Source organism: Thiomonas sp. OC7, assembly GCF_900634595.1.
GTDB classification, from domain to species: Bacteria; Pseudomonadota; Gammaproteobacteria; order Burkholderiales; family Burkholderiaceae_C; genus Thiomonas; species Thiomonas arsenitoxydans.
Genome location: NZ_LR131953.1, coordinates 2,985,839 through 3,008,324, shown reverse-complemented (window position 1 = coordinate 3,008,324; position 22,486 = coordinate 2,985,839). Strand labels below are relative to the sequence as shown.

Below are 22,486 nucleotides of genomic sequence, written 5' to 3'. Positions count from 1 at the left end.
GCGCACAGACACCTTGCTTGCAGTTCGATACCTTCAGTGCATGCCACGACATCGCAGAAATGCAACGCGATGCCGAAGCGACATGAACCGGGGCAACGGCCCCATCACTTGAAGGATTGAACATGAACTGGGAACGTATCGAAGGCAACTGGAAGCAGATCAAGGGTCAGGCCAAAGCGCAATGGGGCAAGCTCACTGACGATCAGCTGACCGAGATCGACGGCAAACGCGAGCAACTCGCCGGAAAGATCCAGGAGTCCTATGGCATCACCAAGGACGAAGCGGAGCAGCAGCTCGCCGCCTGGCAGAAGCACTGCAAAGACGACGGTCCCGCAATCTGAGCCTGGGGTCAATCTGACCTTGCACAGCCCTGAAGCAAAGCGGTCGGTCGAGAGTCATCACGCCCATCGCTGCACACGAGGAGTATGACCATGTCGTTAGGCACCATTCTGCTGATCATCCTGATTCTGATGTTGATCGGCGCATTTCCAAGCTGGCCCCACAGCCGCAGCTGGGGGTACTTTCCCAGCGGCATTCTTGGCTTCATTGTGATCGTGGTGCTGATCCTCTTTCTCACAGGGCGCATGTAAGCGTTCATACGCCTGCGCCATTGCGCCATCAAACATCCACCCCTTGGCAACACGCCTTCGGGGACACTCGGTTTATTTCAAAGGAATGCATCATGCGATCCCACAAAGTGCTTTATGCCGTCATGCTGGCGGCGTCATTGGTCAGTTTTACAGGCTGTGCGGCCACAGATCGGCACGACAGCACGGGCCAGTACATTGACGACACGGCCATCACGACCAAGGTCAAGGCCGCGATTTTTGGCGACCCGCAGCTCAAGCTGTTCGAAATCAAGGTGGTGACCTTCAAGGGCGTGGTGCAACTCAGCGGCTTTGTCGGCACACGCGAAGAGGAGCTGAGAGCGGTCGCCCTTGCACGCAAAGTGGACGGCGTGAAGGCGGTTCAGGACAACATGAGCCTGAAGTAAACAGGCGAGTCGCGCCGCGAGGGGAATCGATCCTGGGCAGCGGCGTTGTAGGCCATCGCACAGGCGCCTGATCCCCCTCCAATGCGTGCGTCGCCTCACCGGGGCGACGTGCGCTGTTTTTTCCAACCCATTCAAAAGGTCGCATCATGAACATCAAACAAAGAATTCTCCCCTCGGTTGCCGCTGCCATGTTCTTGCTGGCTCTGGGCGGCTGTGCGGGGATGTCGTCGCAGGATAAAAGCACCGCGATCGGTGCGGGCGTTGGCGCAGTGGGCGGCGCCGTGCTGTCGGGCGGGAGCGGAATCGGGACGGTCGGTGGCGCCGCGGTGGGCGGCGTGATCGGGCATGAAATCGGCAAGTAAGCCATATTGTTTGACAGACCCCCACAACGAGGAAACGCCATGAACCGATCTTTCAAACGGCCCGCAACAATCGTCGCCATCAGCCTTCTGATGGTGGTGCTCTACGGCTGTCAAAAACCAGAGGGCCCGGCAGAAAAAGCTGGCAAGGCCATAGACCAGGGCGCGGCGAAGGCCGGCGAGCAAATCCAAAAAGCTGGTCAGAGCCTGCAAAACGAGGCCCAAAAAAGCCCGTAAGCGCTGGCGGTACCACGTGCTGACGGGCTGGCGGTTGGTTCAACCGTCTGTCGACAGCGCCTCGGCACAGTGGTAGGGGATGATCAGCTGGCCTTCGTTGTTGGCAATCGCCTCAATGGTGATGATGGGCGCGGAGCCGCGCACCGGGCCGAAGATGGTGGCGAACGCTACATCTGCGGCGTCTCGCCCTGAGCCAAAGCGCACAAAGCCCATGGGAATGGCGGTGCCTGAGGGGTCGAAGATGTACCAGCGTCCGCCCAGATAGACCTCCACATAGGCATGAAAGTCCGTGGGGCCGAGGATGGGGTCGGCGCCGTAATCAATGCCTGTGGTGAAGCGTGCCGGGATATTGCTGGCCCGGCACAGCGCAATCATCAGATGCGCGAAGTCGCGGCACACCCCTTCGGTCGCGACCAAGGTGTCGATGGCCGAGGTGTTGGAGTTCGAGGTGTTTTGTGCGAAGGTCGTGCGAAACTCAACCCAGTCACGAATGGCCTTGGCGCGGCGATAACCAGTGGGCAACTGGCCAAACTCCCGCATGGCCAATTTGTACAGCCGGTCGGACTGACAATAGCGACTGGGATAAAGAAAGCCAAGCACATCCGCCGGCAACTGTGCCACCGCAACTTCTTCAATCTGCGCCGGGTTGGCCACATGGTGTCGCAATTGAACCGTTGCGCCATAGCGCACCTGAAAGGCGCCAGCGCCAGCATGCAGCCGCATGATGCGGCTGCCGGTTTCACGGTTAAGTTCCACCGTGGGGGCAATGTTCTGGCTCAGGTTCAGATATTCCTCCAGAACGCACTGCTGCTCGGTATGGGCCGCATGAATATTGAAAATGAAGTCGCAACCAGGCTCGAACACCTCGTAGTTCAACTCCAATGTGAGACGCAGATGGATCATGGTGGAATGCCTTGAAAGGGATGCGTTGTACGGAGGATTGCGGTCGGTCCAGAGAGTTGGATCCGTCATGAATGCCAGCTGCGGCAATCAATCCTGGCTACGCTCAAGCAAGCACAGGGCCAGGCCAACGTGGCGACAGGCTTCTGCAGCGTCAAACACAAACGAAAAAATGCGGAAGCGCAGCGTCGGCGAACTGCTGCATGCCTGCAGGGCGCAGGGCGGCACATGTGCTCGGCTTATGCCTTCTGCACCCGCAACACGGGAATGCTGCTCAGGTGAGCGACACCATCCGTCACGCTGTCCTTGAGCAGATGATGAAGCCCGTTGTGCCCATGACTGCCGAACACGATCAGATCAGATCCCCACGACTGCGCCTCCGCCACGATGGCATGGGCGATATCCGCAACCTCGGGGCTGGTTTCAGCGATGACTGTGCTGGCGTGCAGCCCAACGTCCATGGCCTGCTGCATCCAGCCGTCAAGCATCTGCCGGACATCGTTGTTCAGTTGCGCCATGGCGTTGGGCTCAAAGGCAACGAAGCTGCCGAAGTCCACAACCGCAAGAAAGCGCAAGTCAGCGGATTGCTGCCGCGCCAGGCCGATGGCATGCGCTGCTGCGGCTTGTGCGGTCTCGCTTGCATCCAGGGGAACAAGAATTTTTGATGGCATGGCGGGCGACGCGGCGTGTTGCGGTTGATGGCTGGCGCAAAACCTACCAGCGCAAATAGTTGTTCATGCTTCCGCTCTGCACCTGGACGCTGCGGGTCTGGCCGTTATGCGTTCCGGTCACTGTGTAACGACCCCCGGGCAGTTTGACGTAGCACAGGGGGCCATCCGCGGTGAAGCTGGCCACCGTCTGGCGGCCGGACCGGATCTCGATTGGCACATCCGCCAGATAGGCTCCACTCGGCCCGCCGACCATCCAGAAACCCAGGTTGTAGTCGGTAGCCCTTGATTGCAATTGCGTCAAACTGCTATCGCCTACTCCACCGCACAGATGACTGCCGACATGCACAGGGGCCGGCGGGGTTGGCATCTGCGCCTGGGCTCCGCTGAGCATCCATGGCGCTCCGGAAAAAAGTACCGCGCATTTTTGAAGAAAAGCGCGGGTCGCTGCAGTGCGAGGTCTGGTCATGTCAATGGGCTCTTGGCTCAGGCGGCTTCCTGCGGCTTGCATCGCGGAATGATTCAGCTTCAGGAAGCATGGAAGCTACAGACTTTAGGTCTGCGTTGCGCGGATGTCTGTACGCCAGCGCACGCTGCAGTGCGTCAATGCGTCGCTCTGACCTGCCCCCTCGCGCCGTACCAACGTTAAGTCAGGAGTCCGGGTTGCAAGGTTAATTCACCTCGTTGGGGGTTGCGGGGTGAGCAGCATCGCCAGCGCGCTGGCGATGCTGCTCGGCGAATCGCGCCGGAGGTATCCGACCCAGACTGCTGTGGGGCCGCACCTCGTTGAAGTCGCGGCGCCATTCAGCAATGGTCACTCTGGCTTGGTGCAGCGTCTCGAACCATTGCTCGTTGAGGCACTCGTCGCGGAACTTGCCGTTGAAGCTCTCGATGAACCCATTCTGCGTCGGCTTGCCCGGTGCGATCAGGATGTGGCGCACGCCGCGACTCGTGGCCCAGGCCATGAATGCCTGACTGGTGAATTCCGGTCCGTTGTCGGTTCGGACGGCTGCGGGGTAGCCGCGAAATTGGGCGGCTTGATCGAGCAGGCGCGTCACGTAGGCACCGGAAATGCCGTAGTCGACCGCAATGTCCACACATTCATGGCTGAAGTCGTCGGCCACGGTCAGGCACTTCAACCGTCGGCCGCTTACCAAACTGTCGCTGACAAAATCCATGCTCCACACCTCGTTGACCGTTTTGGCCAGTTGCAGCGGCACGCGCTCGGCCGCCGCGCGCTGGACCTTCTTGCGCTTGCGCACAGCCAGGTTGGCCTGGCTGTACAGCCGATACACCCGCTTATGGTTGATGCCCGGAAATGCGGGGCGCAGCAGGTCGTGGATGCGCCGATACCCGAACCGCCGCCGGACATGCGCGATCTCAACGATCTTGCCGTGCAGTGCCGTGTTGAGCGCATCCTGCTGGGGCGCATGGCGATAGCTATCTCTGCTGAGCCCCACGAGGCAGCACGCTCGGCGCTCGGACAAATGATGCTCGCTGATCATCTTGCCAATGGCCTCGCGTTTGACCCGTGGGGCTAGCGTTTTACCCCGAGAACGCTCTTGAGCGCGTGCATGTCCAGGTGCGCCTCGGCCAGCAGCTTCTTCAGCTTGGCGTTCTCCGACTCCAGTGCACGCAGCCGCGTCGCTTCGGATGCCTCCATGCCGCCGAACTTGGCGCGCCACTTGTAGAACGTCGCGTCGCTGAAGCCGCCGGTGCGGCACACCTCCTTGACCGAAACGCCAGCCTCGGCCTGCCGGAGAAACCCAATGATCTGCTCTTCGCTGAATCGACTCGTCTTCATGTCCATCATTCTCCATCGTGATGGACTCCACGAACTTCACCGTGGTACGGCTGACGGGGGGCAGGTCATTTTTACAGCGCATGCCATGATTGATTTCTTTCCGCTGAGAAAAAAGAAATTTTGCGGGAGAAAGTGGAAAGTTCGAAGCCTTGGCGAACGCATCCGCTACCGTATCGAAACGACTCACGCCACCACCCCCTTCATCAACTCCAGGAACCTTGTCTCCATCGCCCGAATCTCCTCGGCAATCACCTCAGGCTTGCGCGGCGGCTTGTAGAGATAGAAGTAGCGGTTGAAGTTGATTTCATAGCCCACCTTGCCAACCTGGCCGTCTTTCTCGTCCTTGATGTCCTGGTTGACATAAGCGTCCGGCACGTGAGGCAGTACCTCGTGCGCCATGTAGGCCGCGATGTCCTCGCCCAAGGGGATGCTCTCGGTGTCACGCAGGTCCGGGTCATACGGCTTCTGTCCTTTCTTGAACTTGACTTTCACCTCTTTACCTGGCTGCGGGGGCCTGTCTACCGTCACCTTCCGGTAGCCGAAGAAGGTGGTGGGGAAGATTTTGGACACCACGCGAGGCGGTTCGTCCTCGGTCTGGCCGTTTGTGGCTCCTTGGCCGTTACCTTTGACCGGCTCCTTGTACTCAAGCCCAAAGGTGGCGCCATCGAGGTTGCCGGAATACGTCTCAACAATTTCGACGATTTGCCCGTCGGTCAGGAAGACCCGCTTATTGCCCAGACTTTTTTTCATCTTGGCGTACATGCGTGTGGCGTCGATGAGCTGGACCTTGCCCTTGCGGTCAGGGCGCTTGTGGTTGCCCAGAATCCAGATGTAGGTGGCGATGCCTGTGTTGTAGAAGAGGTCGTTGGGCAGCGCGATGATGGCGTCCAGCAGGTCGTTCTCCAGAATCCATCGGCGGATTTCGGATTCGCCGGAACCAGCATCCCCGGTGAACAGGGGCGAGCCGTTGAGCACGATGCCAATGCGGCCCCCGCCTTCGGCTGCCGGGCGCATCTTGGAAATGAGGTGCATCAGAAACAGCAGGGAGCCGTCCGACACGCGCGGCAGGCCTGGACCAAAGCGCCCGGCGTAACCCCGGCGCTCGTGCTCGGCCTTGACCACGTCCTGCACCTTTTTCCAGTCGACGCCAAAGGGGGGATTCGCGGCACCGTAGTCGAAGGTCTCGACGACGAAGCCATCGGCCGAAAGGGTGTTGCCACGGACGATGTTCTTGGGGTCCTGGCCCTTGATGAGCATGTCGGCCTTGCAGATGGCGTAAGACTCGTCGTTGAGCTCCTGGCCAAAAAGGCGAATGACGGCGGAGGGATTGATACTTTTGGCGACCGCTTCGCCGACTGACAAGATGCCTCCGGTGCCGGCTGTCGGGTCGTAGAGGGAGCGGATGACGCCAGGCTTGGCCAATGCCTCATCGTCTCCTGCAAACAGGCAGTGGACGATAAGAGAGATGACCTCACGCGGGGTGAAGTGCTCCCCGGCGGTCTCATTCGAGGCTTCTGCAAACTTGCGGATGAGTTCCTCGAACACCAGACCCATGGTTTCGTTGGGCACCGCATTTGGATGCAAGTCGATGCCGGCAAATTTCTGGACGATTTGAAACAGCAGGTTTTTGTCGTCCAGCTCGCCCACTCGGTCGAGAAATTTGAACTGGGCGAATACGTCCATCGCCTCCGACGAGAAGTCGCCGATATAGGTGATGAGGTTCAGGCGAATGTGCTGGGGGTCGGCCAGAAGGCCCGGCACGGTAAACGGGCTGGTGTTGTAGAAGGTCTGCTTGCTCTTGCGGGTGAGGTAGACGTCCTGAGCCATCCCGCCTTCTGCCTGGCGCTTCTTGTGCTCTTCCAGCACGTCCTGCTTGGTGCTCTCGAGCACGCAGTCCAGGCGGCGCAGCAAGGTGAAGGGCAGGATAATTTTTCCGTAATCGGCCTGCTTGTAGTCGCCACGCAGAATGTCTGCGACGGACCAGATGAAGTTGGCGAGTTCGGAGAAGGATTGAGACATGGGCTGAGGCGTTTTTGTTGGGGGCAAGGAAACTAAAGGCGCCTCACCTTGCCCGCTCTTCTGCAGCAGCAGCTTGGCTCAACGCCTCATTCCAAGCCGAGTTTACGGGCAGCGGTTGAGATGTAACTGCCGAAAATGTGACCAAGCGTACTCGCCACGAAAGGCGTGAGAATTCGGAGCGCTAAGTCTCGCCTAATACTCCGCTATGTACCCACTAAGTTCTGTCCGCGACACTTCCATCAACGCAAATGAATTGCGCCGCCTCTCGGTCTTTTCCCAGGGGCACCGGTCAACACTTGATGGAGTACCACCATGAAACTGAACAAGTCATTCCTTGCTGCCAGCGCGATTGCGCTCGGATTGGGCACTGCAGTCACCGCCCATGCCTTCGATGGTCAGCAATACACCAAGGACGCCAAAATTACCCTGGAGCAAGCCAGAGCCATCGCCCTGAAAGCCATTCCGGGCGCTGCCATCACGGCCGAGGAACTGGAGCAGGAAAAGGGTGGTAGCGGTCTGCGCTATTCGTTTGATGTCAAAGTCGGCCAAACCGAGCGCGAAATCGGCGTGGATGCCAAGACAGGTGCGGTCTTGGAGAACAGCGTCGAAGGCCCGAACAAAGACTGATGTCCTGGGGACCTCCCAGGCCCCAAGGCGTTGTCCTCGAAGATTCAAAGCTCAACTACGTTCACATCGCGTCCAAAGATATCGCGGAACGCTGGTAGCAGATGGTCATGGTGCGTCAGCACAACGACTTGCGTCTTCATCGAAAGCTCCCCCAACGCTTCCAGCCCCGCCTTGGACCTGGCATCGTCGTAATTGATGAAGAGGTCATCGGCAATGAATGGCATCGCGTGCGATTGCGCGAGATGCATGTCCAGCGCCGCCAGGCGTAGGGCTAGATAGAGCTGGTCGCGCGTGCCGTCGCTCAGGCCATCGACGCCCACTGACTCGCCGCTCTGCCTGCGTCCCTGAAGCTTGGGCGGTTCACTCTCAAAATCGACAGACAGCCGCTCGAACGAGCCCAGCGTCAGTCGCGCAAAAATTCGGCTGGCTGTCTCAAGCATAGGGCCCTGCTTGAGTTCGCGGTATTGTTCGATAGACCAGCGCAGAAGGCGGCCTGCGGTGTGGAGTCTCACATACTGCTCGACCGCATCCACCATCCCCGCCAGCGCCTCCTGCCTCTTCGCTTCAGCTATCGCGCCTCCAGTGCTACCCGCCATGGTTGATAGCCGCGTCTTGGCGTCCTGCCTGGCAGCAGACAGCTCGCGGTCTTGACTCAATAGTTCTTCTTCCTGTTGGTCCAGTTCGCCGAGCTCTGCAGCGGCGGCGGTCGCGTCACTGGAGTCGGACTCCGTTCTCAGGGCGTCCAGACTCATGCCTTCGCCGAGCTTTCGTACCGAGTCCTCTGCCTTGGTATGCCGCGCCAAGAGCTGCCTGTATTCGTCCGATGCAGAAATGGCAGCGCGAAGTTCCTCGTGAGTAGCAGCTCCTGTGCGCTCGAACATCGGCTGGATGGCAGCGTTCGCCTGCTCGACACGCGCCTGAGCGCCAGCTTTGCTTTGCTTGGCAACCTCCAAAGCGGCGCGCAGTCGGCGATGTTCCTTCTCGGCTTCCTGGGCCGTGCGCAGCCTGCGGTCGAGCGCCTGAGCGATTTCCTCGGGAGAGTGGGCAGCAAGGTCGGCACCAGCCTGTGCCGCTAGTGCCTTGGCGGCCTGCTCAAAGGCTGCAAGGTCGGCTCGCATCGTCTCGATGCGCTCCACCCGGGTTTTGCGCATCAGGTCCAGGCCTGAGTCAATTTTCTGAAGGATTTGAAGCGAGCTCTCAACGGTGGCCGTCACGTCCGACTGCGCAAATCCAGCCTTCTCTAAGGCCGCTGTCCATTGCAGCGTCCATGCATCGAGGGCCGTTTGGTTGCTGTCTTGCTCCAGACGAAGGGACTCAAGGTCTCGGGTGGCATCACCAATTTGCCGCATGACCGTTTGGCACTGCCCAAGAGCTTGCGTGACGGCATTCAAATGGGTCTCAGCCTGCACCATGAGTGCGCGGAGTGAGTCCTTGTGAACTGGCATGCCCAGGGACTGCACGGCCAGCGATAACTCGGCTCTCGCATGCTCGATGGCCTGTTGCTGAGCCACATGCGACTGCGTGGCGGCCGTCAGCGCGTCCATTAACTCCAACGCTCGGCTTCGAGCATCGAGCCAACCGCCCATCGACTGAAAGGACAGCGGCGGGAGCCCGCAGCACTGCGCTTGCAACTCCCATTGGGTCTGGCGCTCCTGCGCGCCACCGCGCAGCACCTTCAAGGTCGCCTGTGCGCTGTCCATGGCGAGCGCGGTTCGTTCAAGTTGGGCTCGCTTGGCGTGGAGGGTACTTGCGTCCTGAATCGTGTCATGCCGGCTATCGGCCAGCGCGTCAGCCTCGGCGATTTCACGCTCGAACTGGGGCGCGGCATCGACGATACGCCCGGGCTGCAATTTCAGGCTAGCCCAGGTGTTGTCCCGGGTTTGGCGCGCATGCATGACCTCTTCGCGCGTGACCGGATGGCGTGTGTCGAGAAACTGCTTGATATCGAGCTTCAGCGTATCCGCCTCGGCTTCAAGCTCGGCGACGCGCTTGGCTGCGGCCCTGGTCTCGGCTTCATCCTGGTTTTGGGCCAGGACCAGGGCTTGGATGGTCTCCCTGGAGGGCGGCGCCATGGACCGCAAGGTCTCCGGCTGTCCTTGCCAGGGGTGGAGTGCGAGCTGGGCCGACTCGGCTTCCGACTTGCGCTGCGCAACGAGAGTCTCCCGCTCACGCAAGCTGCCCTCGAAATCGCCAAGACTTTGGGCAGCCGTCAAGGCCACGACCAGGTCGACTGGTGCTTGCCCCGCCGGCAGCCCGTCCAGTTCCGCCTGCGCCTTTTCGAGCTCCCTGGCCTTGGCCTTGAGTGCTTTTTGGGAGGCTTGTCGCTTTTCATGGAGGACGCCATGCCGTGTGATGAGATGCGCCAGGCTCGAACGCGTCATGGCGGTGGGCATGCATGCTCGAAGGGCTTGCTCATCCATGTCAGCCCATCCCATCTCCCGCACCAGTGCCGCCACCACCTGCCACTGCGCGTCCACCTCGGCTTGCCGCCGCGCAATATCGTTCGGATGGGCCCGGTACTGCAGGCGCTGATTGTTCAGCTCAACGATTTCTGCGCCGTGTTCCAGAAGATTGCGTTCGACATGCAGCGCCGCAAGCTCCGTCTGGGCTGCCCCCTCCGCCTCGGCGTGGTGCTTGACTTCGCTCGCGGCAACGGCCGCCTTCTGTTCCGCATCGGCCAGCGTCGTCGCGCTGCTCTCCGGCAGAGACGGGGTATGCGCGTGGGCATCGAGCTGAAGGCGAAGCTGGTCGAGCTCCAGTAAAAACGGCTTGACGGCGAGGACCCGATTCAACTGCCGGTGCCGTTGCTTGAGCGCGGTGTGGCGCTGCCTGGCGTCCACAAGTTCGCTGTCGAGTTCGGCAAGCTTGCTCTGGGCATCGGACCAGTCTTTGGCGCGAACCGTGGCGTCCTTGAGCGTCTTGGTGGCTGCCTCGAAGGCCTCGAGTGCCTGGTAATAGGCGCGGTCTCCTGCTTTGCGAGGACCCCAGAGTTTGTTGGCTTCCGTCTGGAGCGCTTCGCGGATGTCCCCGAGAGACGCGACTCCCGCAGCGGACTGAAACAGAATCTGGCCGAGGTCGCTCGAAGCCGACAGAATTGCCGCGCCACCTTTGACAAGCCGTTCATGGTCCAAGCTGAACATCTGCAAAAAGAATTCCCGGTCCGTGCTTCCGAGATATCCACCCAAGGTGCCGTCTGTCAGCGGCGCGTCCTGGGGCGTACGAAGCGTTTGTCTATTGGCCTTGATGCGGTGAAACTCCAGGTGACTGTTGTCCTGTTCAAGCAGGCCGCCCAGCCGCAGTTCTGGCAAAGGATGCAGGAAAGCATGGGCGGAGCGCATCGGAAATCCATAGAGCATGTCCACGATGGCCGAACGCACGGTGGATTTACCCGCTTCATTGGGGCCGACGATGACATGAATGTCGTGACGGCGCTGTGGCAACTCGACGCTGCTACCTGTGAATTTTCCATAGCGGATGAGGTCGATTCGCTGGATTCGCATACCACTCACTCCGCCTTCGCAACGTGGGCTACGAGGGATGGCACGACACTGCGCACGAGGTCCCGTACATCGCCGTTTCGAATCACCTCCAATTGCGGCACGGCATGCAGGACATCCGACGGCAGCTTGCCGACCATTTGCATCAAATCCTCGCGGAGGGACTGCAGGAACTCGGTGTCATCTTCCGCAGTGGACAGAATGGACTGCAGGTCAGCGATGGCGTCGGCGCGCGCAGCGACATGGACGGACTGCTCAACGGGTTGCGTCTCCAGCTTGACTTTCTCAATCCATAGACGCCCTGGCGCGATGGCGGCAGCTTGGTTCAACACTTCGGCGCGCAACTGATTTTCAAGCCCAAAAAGGTGGCCGTGGGCAGGTGAGTTACCCGCCACCCTCACCCGCACCGCCAAGGTCAGCGAGCCCTCTGCGCCAGAGACCAGCGCTTCGAGACCCAAACGTATGGACTGCACAACCTCGGCGAGCGTATTGGCGTGTGAGACGTCCACATCCAGCACGGCCCAGCGAAGCACGTCTACGACGAGACGCTCGACCGACTGGATGTCCTGACCTTGGGCCGTCACCAGCAACGCGCCCTTCGGCCCCGTCTCCCGGATATGGCGACCCTGGAGGTTCCCTGGGTACGCAATTGTCGATGCGCCACCCCATTGCCGGTGGTCGTGCACATGACCCAGCGCCCAGTAACCGTAGCCCTTGGCATGCAATTCCGCCACCGAACACGGCGCGTAATTGGCGTGCGCTGTGTTGCCCTCGAGCGCGGTGTGCAAAACGCCAATGTTGAGCCACCCTGGGACGGGGTCGGGATAGGTGTGGACGAGGTTCTCTGTTGTTGCGGCAACCTTGAAACTGCGCCCGTGCAGGGCCACTTGAAGGTCCGCATGTCTGAACGTCTCCGCCTTACTCGACGAGAAGGCGTGCACGTTGTCGGGTAGGGTAAGCCGTTTCGTCATCTCACTTTCGGCGTCGTGATTGCCATAGAGAAGATAGACCGGAATGCCGACTTTCCGCAGGCGCCCCATTTGGCCAGAGAAAAAGATGCCGGTGTTGAAATCCCGCCAGGTGCCGTCGTAAAGGTCCCCAGCGATGACCATAAAATCGACCTGCTCTTCAAGGGCAACGCTGACAAGATTTTCGAACGCATCGCGTGTTGCCGTTCGAAGCAGTTCCGCAGGTGCGTCCTGGTAAGCACTTAAGCCAGTGAGCGGGCTGTCAAGATGAATGTCAGCGGCGTGGATAAAGCGCATGCGGTCTCCGAGTCGTTTGGCCTAAGCTTACCGCCGAACTCTCGAACTGGAACCTGGCCTCGGCAAGCCACTCTGTCGCAACCAGAACATGGTGATGGTCGACACCTTGCCGATTAGCGGGCGCGGCGTTCCGTGCGACGTGTGTGACCTCTTGCCCGAGCTTGACGGTGTAGCAGGCGACTCAGGGCGCTTTCGTTCTGACATGGACACGCCTGATTGCTGTCTTTGTCTTTCTATCAGGATGGGATGGGCGCTTCCTCCATGCCAAGCACTTGGTCTTCTGCCGCGGGCGTCGACCCTGTTCGCCATCTGAGGTGGCCGTTTGCCCCCCCAACCTTTGCACCCCTGCTGTTTACCCCGCCAACTGTTCCTGCACCGCCCGCCGAAACTGCATCGGCGCCGCAATGCGATGGAATGGGTCATGGGTTCCGCCTGTGCCGACAATAGCAACCGAGCCAAAGTTGAAAACCCTTCCTGTAATCCCCTGGACAACAGTAATGCTCTCAATCTTGTTGAGCACAAGTTCTACAGACGTTCTGCGGACAAGCCCCACTTTCATGATGACCCGCTTGTTCGTTACCGCGAACTCGGAGGTCTTGTACCGAATGAAGGCGCCGAGAAAGCCAGCCAATCCTGCGAGCAGGAGGATGGCACCGATGGCTGCAATATTGCCATCGATGGCAAGAATTGCGAGCCCGAGGAGGATGAGCAAGGATGGTGAGATGAACACAATCCAGCTGAGATGTGCCCTATACAAGACTTGCTCGTTGGTTAGCAGATTGCGGTCGATGTAGCTCATCAGTTCCCCTGGTTTTGAAACACACTCCGGCTGAACAGCCGTAGTGTGTATGCCTTGTCGTCGGCGTAGACGTAGCTTACGGCGCTAGCCAGTTGCGCTGGAGGGTGACGAAAAGAACAAGGGAGACAACCCCGCGCCGGGCTGCCGCACCAAGCACCTGCCTGGTTGTTGATGTTCTCGTCTATGCGCAGCGGAGTAACCGCGTAACGCGGTAACCAGCCCCCGGCCACAGGCGGACCGTTACGCCGATACACCACCAGTACGCGCTGCCTGCTTTGCAGGCTGCGATTGCACCCGATACAGCTCTGGTTCTTGCCTCACGCCCGGTGCAGGCGCAGCAGACCGACGCCGAAGGCACAAAAGACCGTTCCGGAAACGCGCTGCGGCCAACCCGAGGCGAACCACGTGTTCAGGCGCCTGCGCGTCAGCACGGCAAGCCCTGCGTAGAGACTCAGGACAAGCAACGAGATGGTCATGAACGTGGCCGTCAGCACAGCGTACTGAGGCCCCATAGGCTGCGACGCACTGAGAAATTGCGGGAACAGGGCCGCAATGAAGGCAATCGCTTTGGGGTTGGTCAGGGCCACCGCAACACCCTTGACGTAGAGCTTGCGCGGATGGTGGTCGACCCGCTGCTCGCCGGACACGGTGGCCAGTGCTTGCGACGAAGCCTGCCCCGCCTTGCGCCACTGCTGAATGCCCAACCAGATGAGGTATGTGGCACCGGCAACCTTGACCAGGTTGAAAGCGAGTGCGGACGTTTGCAGCACGGCGTTGAGTCCCAATGCGCTCAGAGTGGCCAAAGTGAGCAAACCTGAGACGTTCCCGAGCGACGACCACAGCGCACGCCGCCAGCCGAAGTGCATGGCGTTGTGTATCGACAGCATGACCGCCGGCCCGGGTGTGAAGGACGCGGCCAGGGCAAAGCTGACGAAGATGAGGTAGGTGGTCCAAGTGGGCATGGTCGTGACGAAGGAAACGGAAACCGCCGGGGTGCCCAAATTCTAGGTGCCGCCTCGAACGGCCGTGGCCTTGTCGGGCATTCCCAGCCTGGATACCTCGGCTGCAACATGACGCGCACATTGCGCTTGTTCGCCTTTCATTCGCGAGGCAATTTCGTCATCGCGCGGGCGTCGCTGATGGGGAGGTGGGCAGAACGCGACGTTTCCCCCGTGCCAGTTCACCGGGAGGCGACGCCAAGCTTCCCTATGCGTTGCAAGTCATCGAGCAGACGCAGAACGTCGTTGAAGTCATGGCTGTTGCACAGAGGAGCGAATGTGCAGTGCGTGCGCAACCCAGACGCTTCGACAGCAAGCAGTTCTGCTTTTCAGTTGATAAAAGCGACAGGAATTTAAGGTCGATGGGGGAAAAATTTAAGGTTAACCGGTCGCTTCACGTGTCTCCACCCACTTTTTGGAGATACCAAGATGGAAGCAACCAAAAGCGTCAACCCCACGACCCTTCGCGCCAACCGCAAGCAGGTGCCGGTCAACCCGCATCGGCAAATTACCCCGCTAGCTTCTGCTGATACCGAGCTCGTCCTGATTCGAGGCCTGCCAGGCTCTGGAAAATCGACCATGGCGAAGGTGCTTGCTCTGGTTGGCTACGCGCATTTCGAGGCCGACATGTTTTTCATGCAGGACGGCGCCTACTGCTACGACCGAACCCGTATTCGCGATGCGCATGCCTGGTGCCAAAGAATGACCAGAGAGGCACTCAGGGCTGGACAGCGCACTGTCGTAAGCAACACGTTCACGCAACGGCGCGAAATTGAGCCTTACCTGGCAATGAGTCGCAATGTGCGCATCATCGAAGCGCATGGTTCCTGGCCTAATGAACACGGCGTGCCAGATGAAACGTTGCGCATCATGGCGGCGAGGTGGGAACTCTTCACAAGCTGACGTTGGTCCAGTCCTGATGGCTTCGCGGACAAGGCCAGACGGCTCTCGTTTCCTTGTCCCCTCCGCGCTACAACCCTGCGGTGCGGCTTCATTCGCCACGGCGACAGACGCATGCGTCAAATCAACCGCCTCCTGAAAAGGAGAGGCCCGGTCAAAATGACCGGGCCTCTCTCCGCCTATACGGCGGCCAACCGCGACGGGAACCCCATCGCGAGGTAGGAGCGGCATTACCAATCCGCCTATACGGCGACCAACTTGCTCCTACCTTACCCGCTGACGCGGGTGAATCGTCGTATTGTTCGAGAATCTTCTCAAGCAATGCGAATACATGAATTATACAGCTACCGAATTTTATTTTCAAGGCCTCGGCAATAAATATACCGACGCTCGAGAAATTTTGTCCATGCCGCCTCCGAGTCGCGAATCGAAACTGGACTATACGCAGATGGGCTTACCAATCGCACACTTTTGGCGAGAAGAACGGCATGGACCGCAACGCTCTCGGGTCCTTCTGGCGCCAGACAATCTTCGGATGCCTGGCTTATCAAAACCACTCCATGCTCATCACCCTGCGAAGCTATGAACCGGCGGGCCTCAAGCTTGTTCGTGCCGATGGAATTTTGACCCACCGGGGGCGCGGCAGAAAACTTGGACTGGTTAAGCAGCTATTCCCAGATTTCTGCGGTACTCGACTGGGCTGCGGCAGCCCAGAGGCATCTTGATCCTTGATTCGTTGTACCAGCGGATGTACGAGTCCAAGGCCGAGCCGAACTCGTCGATGGTCGTGTTCAGCCAGTTGCGAGGGTAGAACAGTTCGTTCTTCAGGCGACCGAAGAAGCCTTCGCACGCCGCGTTGTCCGGCGAGCATGCCTTGCGTGACATCGAGCGGACGAGCTTCGCCTCGGCGATCCGTGACAGCCAACCAGGCCAGCGGTAGTGGCCGCCGCGATCGGAATGCACCACGGGCCGTCGGCTGCTGGCGGCAACCGTCTCGATGGCTGCGTCCAACATCGTGTTGACCAGCTCAGCGTCCGGGCGCGTGCCGATCGACCAGCTCACGACCATGCCATCGAAGCAATCGATCATCGGGGAAAGGTATACCTTGCCAGCAGGAATCTGGAACTCCGTGATGTCGGTGAGCCACTTCTCGTTCGGCGCGGCCGCGCTGAAATCTCGGTTCAGGAGGTTGTCCGGTGCCGGGCTGATCTCTCCCATGTACGAGCCGTATCGACGGCGCTTGGCTACGACCGGGACCAGACTCTCCTGCTTCATCAGTCGCCGAACAACCTTCTCGGAGATGTTCACGGACTGCTCGATGAGCGAGGCATGCATCCGGCGGTAGCCATAGCAGCGGTAGTTGCACTCGAAGATCTCGGCCATGGCGCGGCGCACCTCGACATACTTGTCGCCAGCCCCGAGCCGAGCCCGATGGTAGAAGTAGGAACTACGCGCCAGGCCAACGGCTCGCAGCAGATCCGGCAGCGCATAGGTCGGTCTCAGGGCATCAACTAGCTGTGTCTTCTCCCGATTCGTCAGGAGGTGCTGGTCGATGCCCAGGTCTTTTTTTAAGAGTTCATTCGCCTTCTTCAGCAGGTCATGCTCGAGTTGCAGGCGCTGGACGTCTCGGCGAAGCTCTTCGAGTTTTTGTTCCAGTTCGTCTCGCTGCTGGCTTGGCGAGGAATCGCGTTGGCGCTTCATGGATGCGGATACGTCGTGGCCGAGAAGCTGATTCTTCCAGATGTACAGCGATGGCCGTGACACGCCCAACTCTTGAGCCACCGCCTGGGCGCTTCCCTGTCGCGTGCACAGTGCGATGACCGCGGACTTTTTCATCGCGAGCGACAGCTCCTGGGCTCGGCCAACGATCCGCGCGCGAGACTCTGGGTGCTGCTCTTTGATCCAAGCGGAAAGCAGGTCCCTTGAGGGATAGCCCAATGTCTCGATCGTCATCGCGATGCAGCGGCCGTTCGCAAGGTAGTGCCCGACCGCCTGGTCCTTCTGCGCCTGCGTGTAATTCGGCGGGCGCACGTAGCCAGCGGGCAACTCGAGGCTCTGGACGTACTGCCGATGCCAGCTTCTGAGCGCGTTCTTCGTCGGATAGCCGAGCTGGCGGATGGTCAAGCCAACACGCTTGCCCAGCCTGATGTAGAGCTGCACGGCTCGCAGTCGATCCTCGTATGAATACATGAACTACCTCCAGAGTAGTCCAAGAATTCGTCCGCACCTCCACCGTGCCGATTCAATTTTGACCCGGGGTCTAAGGCCGACTGCGTCGCAGTCGGGTGTGGATAAGTCTACGGTTTTTGCGTGGGGTTGGCTCCTGGTTGGTGGGTTTGGATCCTTGGGGCAAGCTGCGCCGGGCGTAGCCCAGAGCGGCTTGCCCCAAGGGCTTGTGGGGGTCAAAGCGGTGTCTCGGGCTCAGCGGGCTGGGGTGCCTGTGCTGTGCCCGAACGCCTTTGCTCCCGCGCCTTGATGCGGGTCTTGGCGGTTTCCGTGCTGTGACGGAAGCGGTAGCTCTCGTTACCGGTTTCCAGAATGTGGCAGTGGTGTGTGAGCCGGTCGAGCAAAGCCGTGGTCATCTTCGCATCGATGAACACGCTAGACCACTCGCCGAAGGCCAGATTGGTCGTGATCAGCACGCTGGTGTGTTCGTAGAGCTTGGACAGCAGATGGAACAACAAAGCCCCGCCCGCCTGACTGAAGGGGAGATACCCCAGTTCATCGAGAATGACCAAGTCCATGCGCAAGAGGCTTGCTGCAATCCGCCCGGCTTTGCCCTGCGCCTTCTCCTGCTCCAGCGCGTTGACCCGATCGACGGTGGAGTAAAACCGCACCCGCTTGCCGTGCTGCGTGATGCCCGCCACGCCGATGGCCGTTCCAAGGTGCGACTTACCCGTGCCGGGCCCGCCCACCAGCACGACGTTGTGCGCGGCTTCGGTAAAGGCCATGCTGGCGAGTTGCCCCACCAGCTTGCGATCGACCCTTGAGGCATCAAAGTCAAACCCCGCCAGATCGCGGTGCACCGGGAAGCGGGCCGAGAGGATCTGATGACGCACCGAGCGCACGGCGCGATCTTCCTGCTCAGCCTGCAGCAAATGCTCAACGAGCCACTGCGCGACATCCAGCCTGGCGTTCGTCCCCAGACCTTGCAAATCGGCCCAGGCACCGGCCATGCCGTGCAGCCGCAACGCCTTGAGTTCCGCAATGACCTCACGCATGATCACGCTCCTCGTCAGTCACGCGCAGGCGGTCATAGCGGGCCGTGTCGGCGCGGGGTGGATCGGCCATCGTCAAGACCGTGGTGACCTCCGCAGGCTGGGGGCCGGTTTGCAGCCGTCCCATGACGTTGACAACGTGTTCCACGCTGATGCGCCCGGAGGGGGCCGTCGCCTCCAACACCAGATCGGCGGCCACCAGCACCGCCTCCAGCCCGGATGCGGGCACCAGAGCCAGCACCTGGGCCATGAGCCGGTCGCCCCCGTCTTGCCGCAGCAGCGCCTGGCGCAGTTGCTGCAAGGGCTTGGGCAGATCGGCAAACGGCGCGCCGTTGCGCAACGCCCCGGGTTTGCGTTGAATCAGCGGCACATAGTGCTGCCAGTCGTAGGTGGTCAGCCCCCGGTTGGCCAGCCGGGCATGGCGGGCCACACACACGCCGTCATGCGCCACGACCACCTCGGTGGGATACACCCGGGTGCTCACCCGCCGCCCGGCGAGTTCACAGGGCACGGAGTAACGATTGCCGGCCATGGCCACCAGACAGGTGCTGCTGACCTTGACCGTGTTGTCCACATAGCCGTCGAACGCTGTAGGCATGGGCATGAGGTGGGGCTGCTCGTGCTCGAGCATCTCGGCCACGGTGAACTGGCTGAACTCGGGATGGAAGATCTCCTGCCACAAGGCCCGGCAGCGCATGGCCAGCCAGGCGTTGAGTTCGGCAAAGGAGCGCCAGGGCGTCGACAGGGCCTCAATCCACACACGTCGCCTGCTGTCCTGGACGTTCTTCTCCACCACCCCCTTCTCCCAACCGGAAGCGACGTTGCAGAAGTCGGGGTCGAACAGGTCGTGGCTGCACATCGCCGCAAAGCGCGCGTTGACGTCGCGCTTCTTGCGCGGGTGCACTTTGTCGACGGCTGTCTTCATGTTGTCATAGATGCCGCGATGCGGCACTCCGCCGAAGGCGGCAAACCCCTGGGTATGGGCGTCAAACAGCATCTCGTGACCTTGGCTGGGATAGGCCCCCAGCCAGAAGGCACGGCTGGCGCACAGCTTGACGTGGGCAACCTGCACGCGGTACGGCACGCCGCCCACCACCATGCTCTCTTCACTCCAGTCGAACTGGAAGGCTTCGCCCAGCGCAAACGTCAAGGGCACGAAGGCGTGCACAGGGCTCGTGCCATCGGCCTGTCGCCAGGCGCGCAGTAAATCGGTGACGCGGCTGTAGGCGCCGTCATAGCCTTGTCGCTTCAACTCGGCATGCAATGCCCTGGCCGTGCGCCGCTGCGCTTTAGGACGCTGCGCATCAATGGCCACGGCCTGCCGGAGCCACTCCACATAGGGCGCGAGCTTGCGCGAGGGTTGTGTTCGCCGCGCCGCGTACCGCGGTACGACATCGCCCGGCTGGCGTAGCCAGGTACGCACCGTGTTGCGCGACAGCCCCGTACTGCGGGCAATCTCTCGAACGGATTTGTTCTGGCGGAAATGCATCCGCCGGATCTTGCCAATCATGTCCATGGTGATCACTCCTGCCCCCCGTGCCTAAAAAAGCAGCAGGGTAGGTGGAACACCCGGGTCAATTTTGCGTCGGCATAACCTTCAAAAGTGGGTCAATTTTCATTCGGCACGAACAACCTTGACGCTCCGGTCAAGCGCATCTTGAACCAAAAAATAAGTTTTTCTGATTCGAGTCCGTTCCTTGCGCAGGTCCTTCCAATAGGAGAGTGCCAGAACGACAACGGCGTGAACGGCCTCCTCTGCGACAAGGACGTCGTAGATGTGATGGTTCAGGCTCTCGAACTCTCGCTTCGAGCGCTCGATGTACGTCGCTGGAATCAGGTCCGCGTGAACCGCTCGGGACAGCAGTGACCGGACAGCCCCGTTCTGGTCGGCGGCTAGACAGGTGTGGATTTGGAGTCCGCCGTACTCGTTGCGAGTCACGGTTGGGGCATTGCCGCTAACGGCGATGGGCAGGGTCATGGGGTCGTCCTTTGTTGAAGTGGGACGACGTGTAGACACCGTTTTTATACCTGCGCCACGCAGCCGGCACCGCAGGTCGCTTCAAGGCATCGGCAAGGCATATCCGATGGATAAAACCTGGTTACTAGACCTGACATCACCTGTCTCATGCCCCGTCAACATGCACATCAAAATCCGGCGCAACTATGCCCTCCTTTACCGCTCAAACTGGGTTCCCAAAGGCTCCGCGGACAACACTCACGGCTACACGCAACAGCGGTACGTGGGCAGCATCCTCCTCACGGCTACCTCAATCCCAGCCCCCCTGCAATCCAGGCTGAGCTCCGACGAGCTGTCATTCGTTGAATCCAAGGTCTGCACACCAGCCAGACAGCGTGCAGCGGAGCAACAACGTGCGACCGAACAGCGAGAGAACGACCCAGGGTGGCGTGTCGAGGAGGCAGTGCGGCTGTTGGGTGAGGCAGCCGACCGAAGTGCTGGGCGACCCGTCGCTGCGGCCACCTTGGAACGTGTGCAACAGGCGGTCAGCAGGCTGCATGCGAAGAGCTCGGTCGTAACCGCGGTAACCACCAAATCCACCGACCCGCTGACCGACGCGCTCACGGCCATTCGTGCCGCCGCCCAGGCCGTTACATCAGGGCGTTACGGCAAAGCGCCGGCAGAAGGCGTCCGCACAACAAGGACCTACAAAACTTGGTCGCAGTTGCTTGATGCGGTGCAAGGCGAAAACGATGGCAGCTTGTTACGCGCGCTGCAGGAGTGTGGGTACGTGAAGCGAAGAGGTAGGTGACGCCGGGATTCAGGTTCGCCACTGCGGGCTGTTGGATTCGCCGTGACTACACGGAGAAGGCCAACAACCCAAGGAGAAACCAATTGAGCCCAAACCCCTCGATTTATCAGTTATCAGCTGTCATCTGGACGCCTGATGAGCTACAGCAGGCATTTCCCGACATGAAGAACCTCCCGGACTTTCAGCATCACACCGTGGTCCTCGAGGTGCCGCACATGCTTCTGCATCTGCTTGCCGACATTACCGGGGATAAAACCTGCCTCCTTGTCGAGTTGCGAGGTGACCGAACTGGAGCACGTTACGCGGTCCTCACGATGCAAGTTGGCGACACGCAGCTGGCGGTCGTCACGCCACTTGAGAGCACTCTAGCCATGAAGTGGTTGCTCCAGGCGCTGGAGCCCGATGGGCGGTTCCGATTTCTGCTGTCAGCATCTGATTCAGAGTACGTCGCCGTGATGGACGTGCCTTACCTCGGCGAAAGGCCGGACGCCGCGTCACTGCCGGCATCCCTTGAGGTCGCGCCGGACGCTGAGGTTCAACACTCCGGTCAGCTGCACCGAGCGGAATTGCGCGCGGTCGTCAGCATCGCGGGGATGGAGGGCTATGACGCGTCATTGATTAACGATGTCATCACGCGCGAGCGGCACGTCGTAGTCGTCCAACCGGCTGATTGGCCCCCCGGTGCTCACGCAGATAGCGACATGGACGAGGCGTCTGTCGCCGAGACCGTGCAGAGCCAGCTGCTGCACTGAAACTGTTCCTCCAAGGGGTCGGTGGCTACACAACGTGTAGGCCACCTACTACCTCAAAGGAACATTGACTATGACCATCAAGACCACCCGCGCTGCGGGCATCGTGCTCGACCCTGTTCAGCTTGCAGAAGAGCTCACAACGCTTAAACAGAAACCACGTCACGACGGGCACGCATTGCTATGTGAGCTACCTGACGCCGTCGTCCGGCTCCTAGAAAACCCAACCATCCCGCACGGCATCGCGATGGGCATCGCCAAATCGCGACAGGGCATGCTCTGCGTGGCGGTTCACATTCAAGCTGCATCGACGCAAGTGATGTACATCGTGCCCATGGTCGACCAGGTCGCGCGTGACTGGTTTATCGAAGCCGTCGAGGTCCATAACAGTGTGACGCTCGCAGTGTCTGTGCCAGAAACCCGGCAAGTCGCACTGCTGAGCTCGGCCCGGCTCGTCGACAACATCAACGGAGAGCAGTGGCATGCCGCCAAACAACGGGTCATGCAGTCGCGCTATGACCTAGAACAGGAGGCCCTCGGCTTGGACCTTTATGACCTACTGCTCAAACTANCCTCAGCAGCGTCCAGCGGCAGCCCGAGCGGATCAAGAGCTACTTCCAGCATGCTCCGGTTCGGTATGCGGCTTGAGTTCAATGCTTCAATGCCGGGTCAATAGAAGCGGCG

At 60.3% G+C, this 22,486-nt stretch carries 23 protein-coding genes; 10 read left to right on the top strand and 13 right to left on the bottom strand.

All coding sequences use genetic code 11. The features are described 5' to 3' along the window. The first annotated feature begins 122 nt into the window (after positions 1-122). The 5 genes from BIO17B3_RS14385 to BIO17B3_RS14365 all read left to right on the top strand — a co-directional run bounded on the left by BIO17B3_RS14385 (position 123) and on the right by BIO17B3_RS14365 (position 1,590). Positions 123-341, top strand: a complete 219-nt coding sequence (locus BIO17B3_RS14385) for a CsbD family protein (RefSeq protein WP_156053999.1) — start codon at positions 123-125, stop codon at positions 339-341. A gap of 90 nt (positions 342-431) precedes the next feature. Then, positions 432-590, top strand: coding sequence for a DUF3309 domain-containing protein (locus tag BIO17B3_RS14380; RefSeq protein ID WP_013104359.1), 159 nt, complete (start codon positions 432-434; stop codon positions 588-590). A 92-nt stretch (positions 591-682) separates the two neighbouring features. After that, entirely contained in the window at positions 683-994 is a 312-nt protein-coding gene (locus BIO17B3_RS14375) for a BON domain-containing protein (protein ID WP_156053998.1), read from the top strand. 146 nt (positions 995-1,140) lie between these two features. Continuing rightward, positions 1,141-1,356 carry a glycine zipper 2TM domain-containing protein gene (locus BIO17B3_RS14370; protein ID WP_156053997.1) on the top strand — a complete coding sequence of 72 codons (216 nt, stop codon included), beginning with the start codon at positions 1,141-1,143 and terminating at the stop codon, positions 1,354-1,356. Positions 1,357-1,395: 39 nt separating this feature from the next. After that, positions 1,396-1,590: a hypothetical protein gene (locus tag BIO17B3_RS14365; RefSeq protein ID WP_156053996.1), complete on the top strand. Its 195-nt coding sequence runs from the start codon at positions 1,396-1,398 to the stop codon at positions 1,588-1,590. 39 nt (positions 1,591-1,629) lie between these two features. On the opposite strand, the gene BIO17B3_RS14360 is transcribed toward BIO17B3_RS14365, so the two are convergent. The 5 genes from BIO17B3_RS14360 to BIO17B3_RS14340 all read right to left on the bottom strand — a co-directional run bounded on the left by BIO17B3_RS14360 (position 1,630) and on the right by BIO17B3_RS14340 (position 6,981). Then, on the bottom strand, positions 1,630-2,493 hold the full coding sequence (locus tag BIO17B3_RS14360; protein WP_156053995.1) for a transglutaminase family protein: 864 nt from the start codon (positions 2,491-2,493) through the stop codon (positions 1,630-1,632). Positions 2,494-2,729: 236 nt separating this feature from the next. After that, on the bottom strand, positions 2,730-3,161 hold the full coding sequence (locus tag BIO17B3_RS14355; protein WP_156053994.1) for a universal stress protein: 432 nt from the start codon (positions 3,159-3,161) through the stop codon (positions 2,730-2,732). A 43-nt stretch (positions 3,162-3,204) separates the two neighbouring features. Then, entirely contained in the window at positions 3,205-3,552 is a 348-nt protein-coding gene (locus tag BIO17B3_RS14350; RefSeq protein ID WP_156053993.1) for a hypothetical protein, read from the bottom strand. A gap of 277 nt (positions 3,553-3,829) precedes the next feature. After that, a protein-coding gene (locus tag BIO17B3_RS14345; RefSeq protein ID WP_156054552.1) for an IS3 family transposase occupies positions 3,830-4,962 on the bottom strand; the annotation gives its coding sequence in 2 pieces (ribosomal slippage) (positions 3,830-4,707 and positions 4,707-4,962; 1,134 coding nt in all). Positions 4,963-5,145: 183 nt separating this feature from the next. Continuing rightward, the gene (locus BIO17B3_RS14340) at positions 5,146-6,981 is read right to left on the bottom strand and encodes a class I SAM-dependent DNA methyltransferase (RefSeq protein WP_156054551.1); all 1,836 of its coding nucleotides are present in this window, start codon (positions 6,979-6,981) and stop codon (positions 5,146-5,148) included. Between the two features lie 312 nt (positions 6,982-7,293). On the opposite strand from BIO17B3_RS14340, the gene BIO17B3_RS14335 reads away from it, so the two are divergent. Further along, the gene (locus tag BIO17B3_RS14335) at positions 7,294-7,608 is read left to right on the top strand and encodes a PepSY domain-containing protein (protein ID WP_156054550.1); all 315 of its coding nucleotides are present in this window, start codon (positions 7,294-7,296) and stop codon (positions 7,606-7,608) included. 44 nt (positions 7,609-7,652) lie between these two features. Here BIO17B3_RS14335 and BIO17B3_RS14330 read toward each other — a convergent pair whose 3' ends face one another. The 4 genes from BIO17B3_RS14330 to BIO17B3_RS14315 all read right to left on the bottom strand — a co-directional run bounded on the left by BIO17B3_RS14330 (position 7,653) and on the right by BIO17B3_RS14315 (position 14,131). Beyond that, a complete protein-coding gene (locus tag BIO17B3_RS14330) occupies positions 7,653-11,108 on the bottom strand; it encodes a YhaN family protein (protein WP_156054549.1) in 3,456 nt (1,151 codons plus the stop codon). A 5-nt stretch (positions 11,109-11,113) separates the two neighbouring features. Next, entirely contained in the window at positions 11,114-12,370 is a 1,257-nt protein-coding gene (locus BIO17B3_RS14325; RefSeq protein ID WP_156054548.1) for a DNA repair exonuclease, read from the bottom strand. Between the two features lie 352 nt (positions 12,371-12,722). Further along, complete coding sequence (locus BIO17B3_RS14320) at positions 12,723-13,169, bottom strand: PH domain-containing protein (protein WP_156054547.1); 447 nt, start codon at positions 13,167-13,169, stop codon at positions 12,723-12,725. 317 nt (positions 13,170-13,486) lie between these two features. Beyond that, positions 13,487-14,131, bottom strand: coding sequence for a LysE family translocator (locus tag BIO17B3_RS14315; RefSeq protein ID WP_156054546.1), 645 nt, complete (start codon positions 14,129-14,131; stop codon positions 13,487-13,489). A 465-nt stretch (positions 14,132-14,596) separates the two neighbouring features. Between BIO17B3_RS14315 and BIO17B3_RS14310 the strand changes: the two genes are divergently transcribed. Continuing rightward, a complete protein-coding gene (locus BIO17B3_RS14310; protein ID WP_156054545.1) occupies positions 14,597-15,070 on the top strand; it encodes an AAA family ATPase in 474 nt (157 codons plus the stop codon). 657 nt (positions 15,071-15,727) lie between these two features. On the opposite strand, the gene BIO17B3_RS14305 is transcribed toward BIO17B3_RS14310, so the two are convergent. From BIO17B3_RS14305 to BIO17B3_RS14290, 4 genes are all read right to left on the bottom strand, one after another. Then, on the bottom strand, positions 15,728-17,257 hold the full coding sequence (locus BIO17B3_RS14305; RefSeq protein ID WP_156054440.1) for an IS3 family transposase: 1,530 nt from the start codon (positions 17,255-17,257) through the stop codon (positions 15,728-15,730). Positions 17,258-17,469: 212 nt separating this feature from the next. Then, positions 17,470-18,288: an IS21-like element ISThsp2 family helper ATPase IstB gene (istB, locus tag BIO17B3_RS14300; protein WP_156054295.1), complete on the bottom strand. Its 819-nt coding sequence runs from the start codon at positions 18,286-18,288 to the stop codon at positions 17,470-17,472. Next, positions 18,281-19,801, bottom strand: a complete 1,521-nt coding sequence (gene istA / locus BIO17B3_RS14295) for an IS21-like element ISThsp2 family transposase (RefSeq protein ID WP_156054441.1) — start codon at positions 19,799-19,801, stop codon at positions 18,281-18,283. The genes istB and istA overlap by 8 nt, the downstream gene beginning before the upstream one ends. A gap of 99 nt (positions 19,802-19,900) precedes the next feature. Next, on the bottom strand, positions 19,901-20,263 hold the full coding sequence (locus BIO17B3_RS14290; RefSeq protein WP_156054544.1) for a hypothetical protein: 363 nt from the start codon (positions 20,261-20,263) through the stop codon (positions 19,901-19,903). A 106-nt stretch (positions 20,264-20,369) separates the two neighbouring features. Here BIO17B3_RS14290 and BIO17B3_RS14285 point away from each other — a divergent pair, with 106 nt between their 5' ends. The 3 genes from BIO17B3_RS14285 (at position 20,370) to BIO17B3_RS14275 (ending at position 22,478) form a co-directional block, all read left to right on the top strand. Continuing rightward, a complete protein-coding gene (locus tag BIO17B3_RS14285; RefSeq protein WP_232054306.1) occupies positions 20,370-21,053 on the top strand; it encodes a hypothetical protein in 684 nt (227 codons plus the stop codon). A gap of 83 nt (positions 21,054-21,136) precedes the next feature. Further along, positions 21,137-21,805 (top strand): hypothetical protein, encoded by a 669-nt coding sequence (locus tag BIO17B3_RS14280; RefSeq protein WP_156054543.1) that lies wholly within the window; start codon positions 21,137-21,139, stop codon positions 21,803-21,805. A 70-nt stretch (positions 21,806-21,875) separates the two neighbouring features. Then, a complete protein-coding gene (locus BIO17B3_RS14275; protein WP_197737908.1) occupies positions 21,876-22,478 on the top strand; it encodes a hypothetical protein in 603 nt (200 codons plus the stop codon). The last annotated feature ends 8 nt before the right edge of the window (positions 22,479-22,486 follow it).

Excerpts from the sequence above, each read along its gene's own strand:
- istA (WP_156054441.1), bottom strand. The coding sequence starts at position 19,801 with ATGGACATGATTGGCAAGATCCGGCGGATGCATTTCCGCCAGAACAAA.
- BIO17B3_RS14385 (WP_156053999.1), top strand. The coding sequence starts at position 123 with ATGAACTGGGAACGTATCGAAGGCAACTGGAAGCAGATCAAGGGTCAG.
- BIO17B3_RS14290 (WP_156054544.1), bottom strand. The coding sequence starts at position 20,263 with ATGACCCTGCCCATCGCCGTTAGCGGCAATGCCCCAACCGTGACTCGC.
- BIO17B3_RS14315 (WP_156054546.1), bottom strand. The coding sequence starts at position 14,131 with ATGCCCACTTGGACCACCTACCTCATCTTCGTCAGCTTTGCCCTGGCC.
- istB (WP_156054295.1), bottom strand. The coding sequence starts at position 18,288 with ATGCGTGAGGTCATTGCGGAACTCAAGGCGTTGCGGCTGCACGGCATG.
- BIO17B3_RS14320 (WP_156054547.1), bottom strand. The coding sequence starts at position 13,169 with ATGAGCTACATCGACCGCAATCTGCTAACCAACGAGCAAGTCTTGTAT.
- BIO17B3_RS14310 (WP_156054545.1), top strand. The coding sequence starts at position 14,597 with ATGGAAGCAACCAAAAGCGTCAACCCCACGACCCTTCGCGCCAACCGC.
- BIO17B3_RS14355 (WP_156053994.1), bottom strand. The coding sequence starts at position 3,161 with ATGCCATCAAAAATTCTTGTTCCCCTGGATGCAAGCGAGACCGCACAA.
- BIO17B3_RS14375 (WP_156053998.1), top strand. The coding sequence starts at position 683 with ATGCGATCCCACAAAGTGCTTTATGCCGTCATGCTGGCGGCGTCATTG.
- BIO17B3_RS14335 (WP_156054550.1), top strand. The coding sequence starts at position 7,294 with ATGAAACTGAACAAGTCATTCCTTGCTGCCAGCGCGATTGCGCTCGGA.
- BIO17B3_RS14340 (WP_156054551.1), bottom strand. The coding sequence starts at position 6,981 with ATGTCTCAATCCTTCTCCGAACTCGCCAACTTCATCTGGTCCGTCGCA.
- BIO17B3_RS14365 (WP_156053996.1), top strand. The coding sequence starts at position 1,396 with ATGAACCGATCTTTCAAACGGCCCGCAACAATCGTCGCCATCAGCCTT.
- BIO17B3_RS14305 (WP_156054440.1), bottom strand. The coding sequence starts at position 17,257 with ATGTATTCATACGAGGATCGACTGCGAGCCGTGCAGCTCTACATCAGG.
- BIO17B3_RS14380 (WP_013104359.1), top strand. The coding sequence starts at position 432 with ATGTCGTTAGGCACCATTCTGCTGATCATCCTGATTCTGATGTTGATC.
- BIO17B3_RS14325 (WP_156054548.1), bottom strand. The coding sequence starts at position 12,370 with ATGCGCTTTATCCACGCCGCTGACATTCATCTTGACAGCCCGCTCACT.
- BIO17B3_RS14370 (WP_156053997.1), top strand. The coding sequence starts at position 1,141 with ATGAACATCAAACAAAGAATTCTCCCCTCGGTTGCCGCTGCCATGTTC.
- BIO17B3_RS14285 (WP_232054306.1), top strand. The coding sequence starts at position 20,370 with ATGGATAAAACCTGGTTACTAGACCTGACATCACCTGTCTCATGCCCC.
- BIO17B3_RS14360 (WP_156053995.1), bottom strand. The coding sequence starts at position 2,493 with ATGATCCATCTGCGTCTCACATTGGAGTTGAACTACGAGGTGTTCGAG.
- BIO17B3_RS14330 (WP_156054549.1), bottom strand. The coding sequence starts at position 11,108 with ATGCGAATCCAGCGAATCGACCTCATCCGCTATGGAAAATTCACAGGT.
- BIO17B3_RS14350 (WP_156053993.1), bottom strand. The coding sequence starts at position 3,552 with ATGCTCAGCGGAGCCCAGGCGCAGATGCCAACCCCGCCGGCCCCTGTG.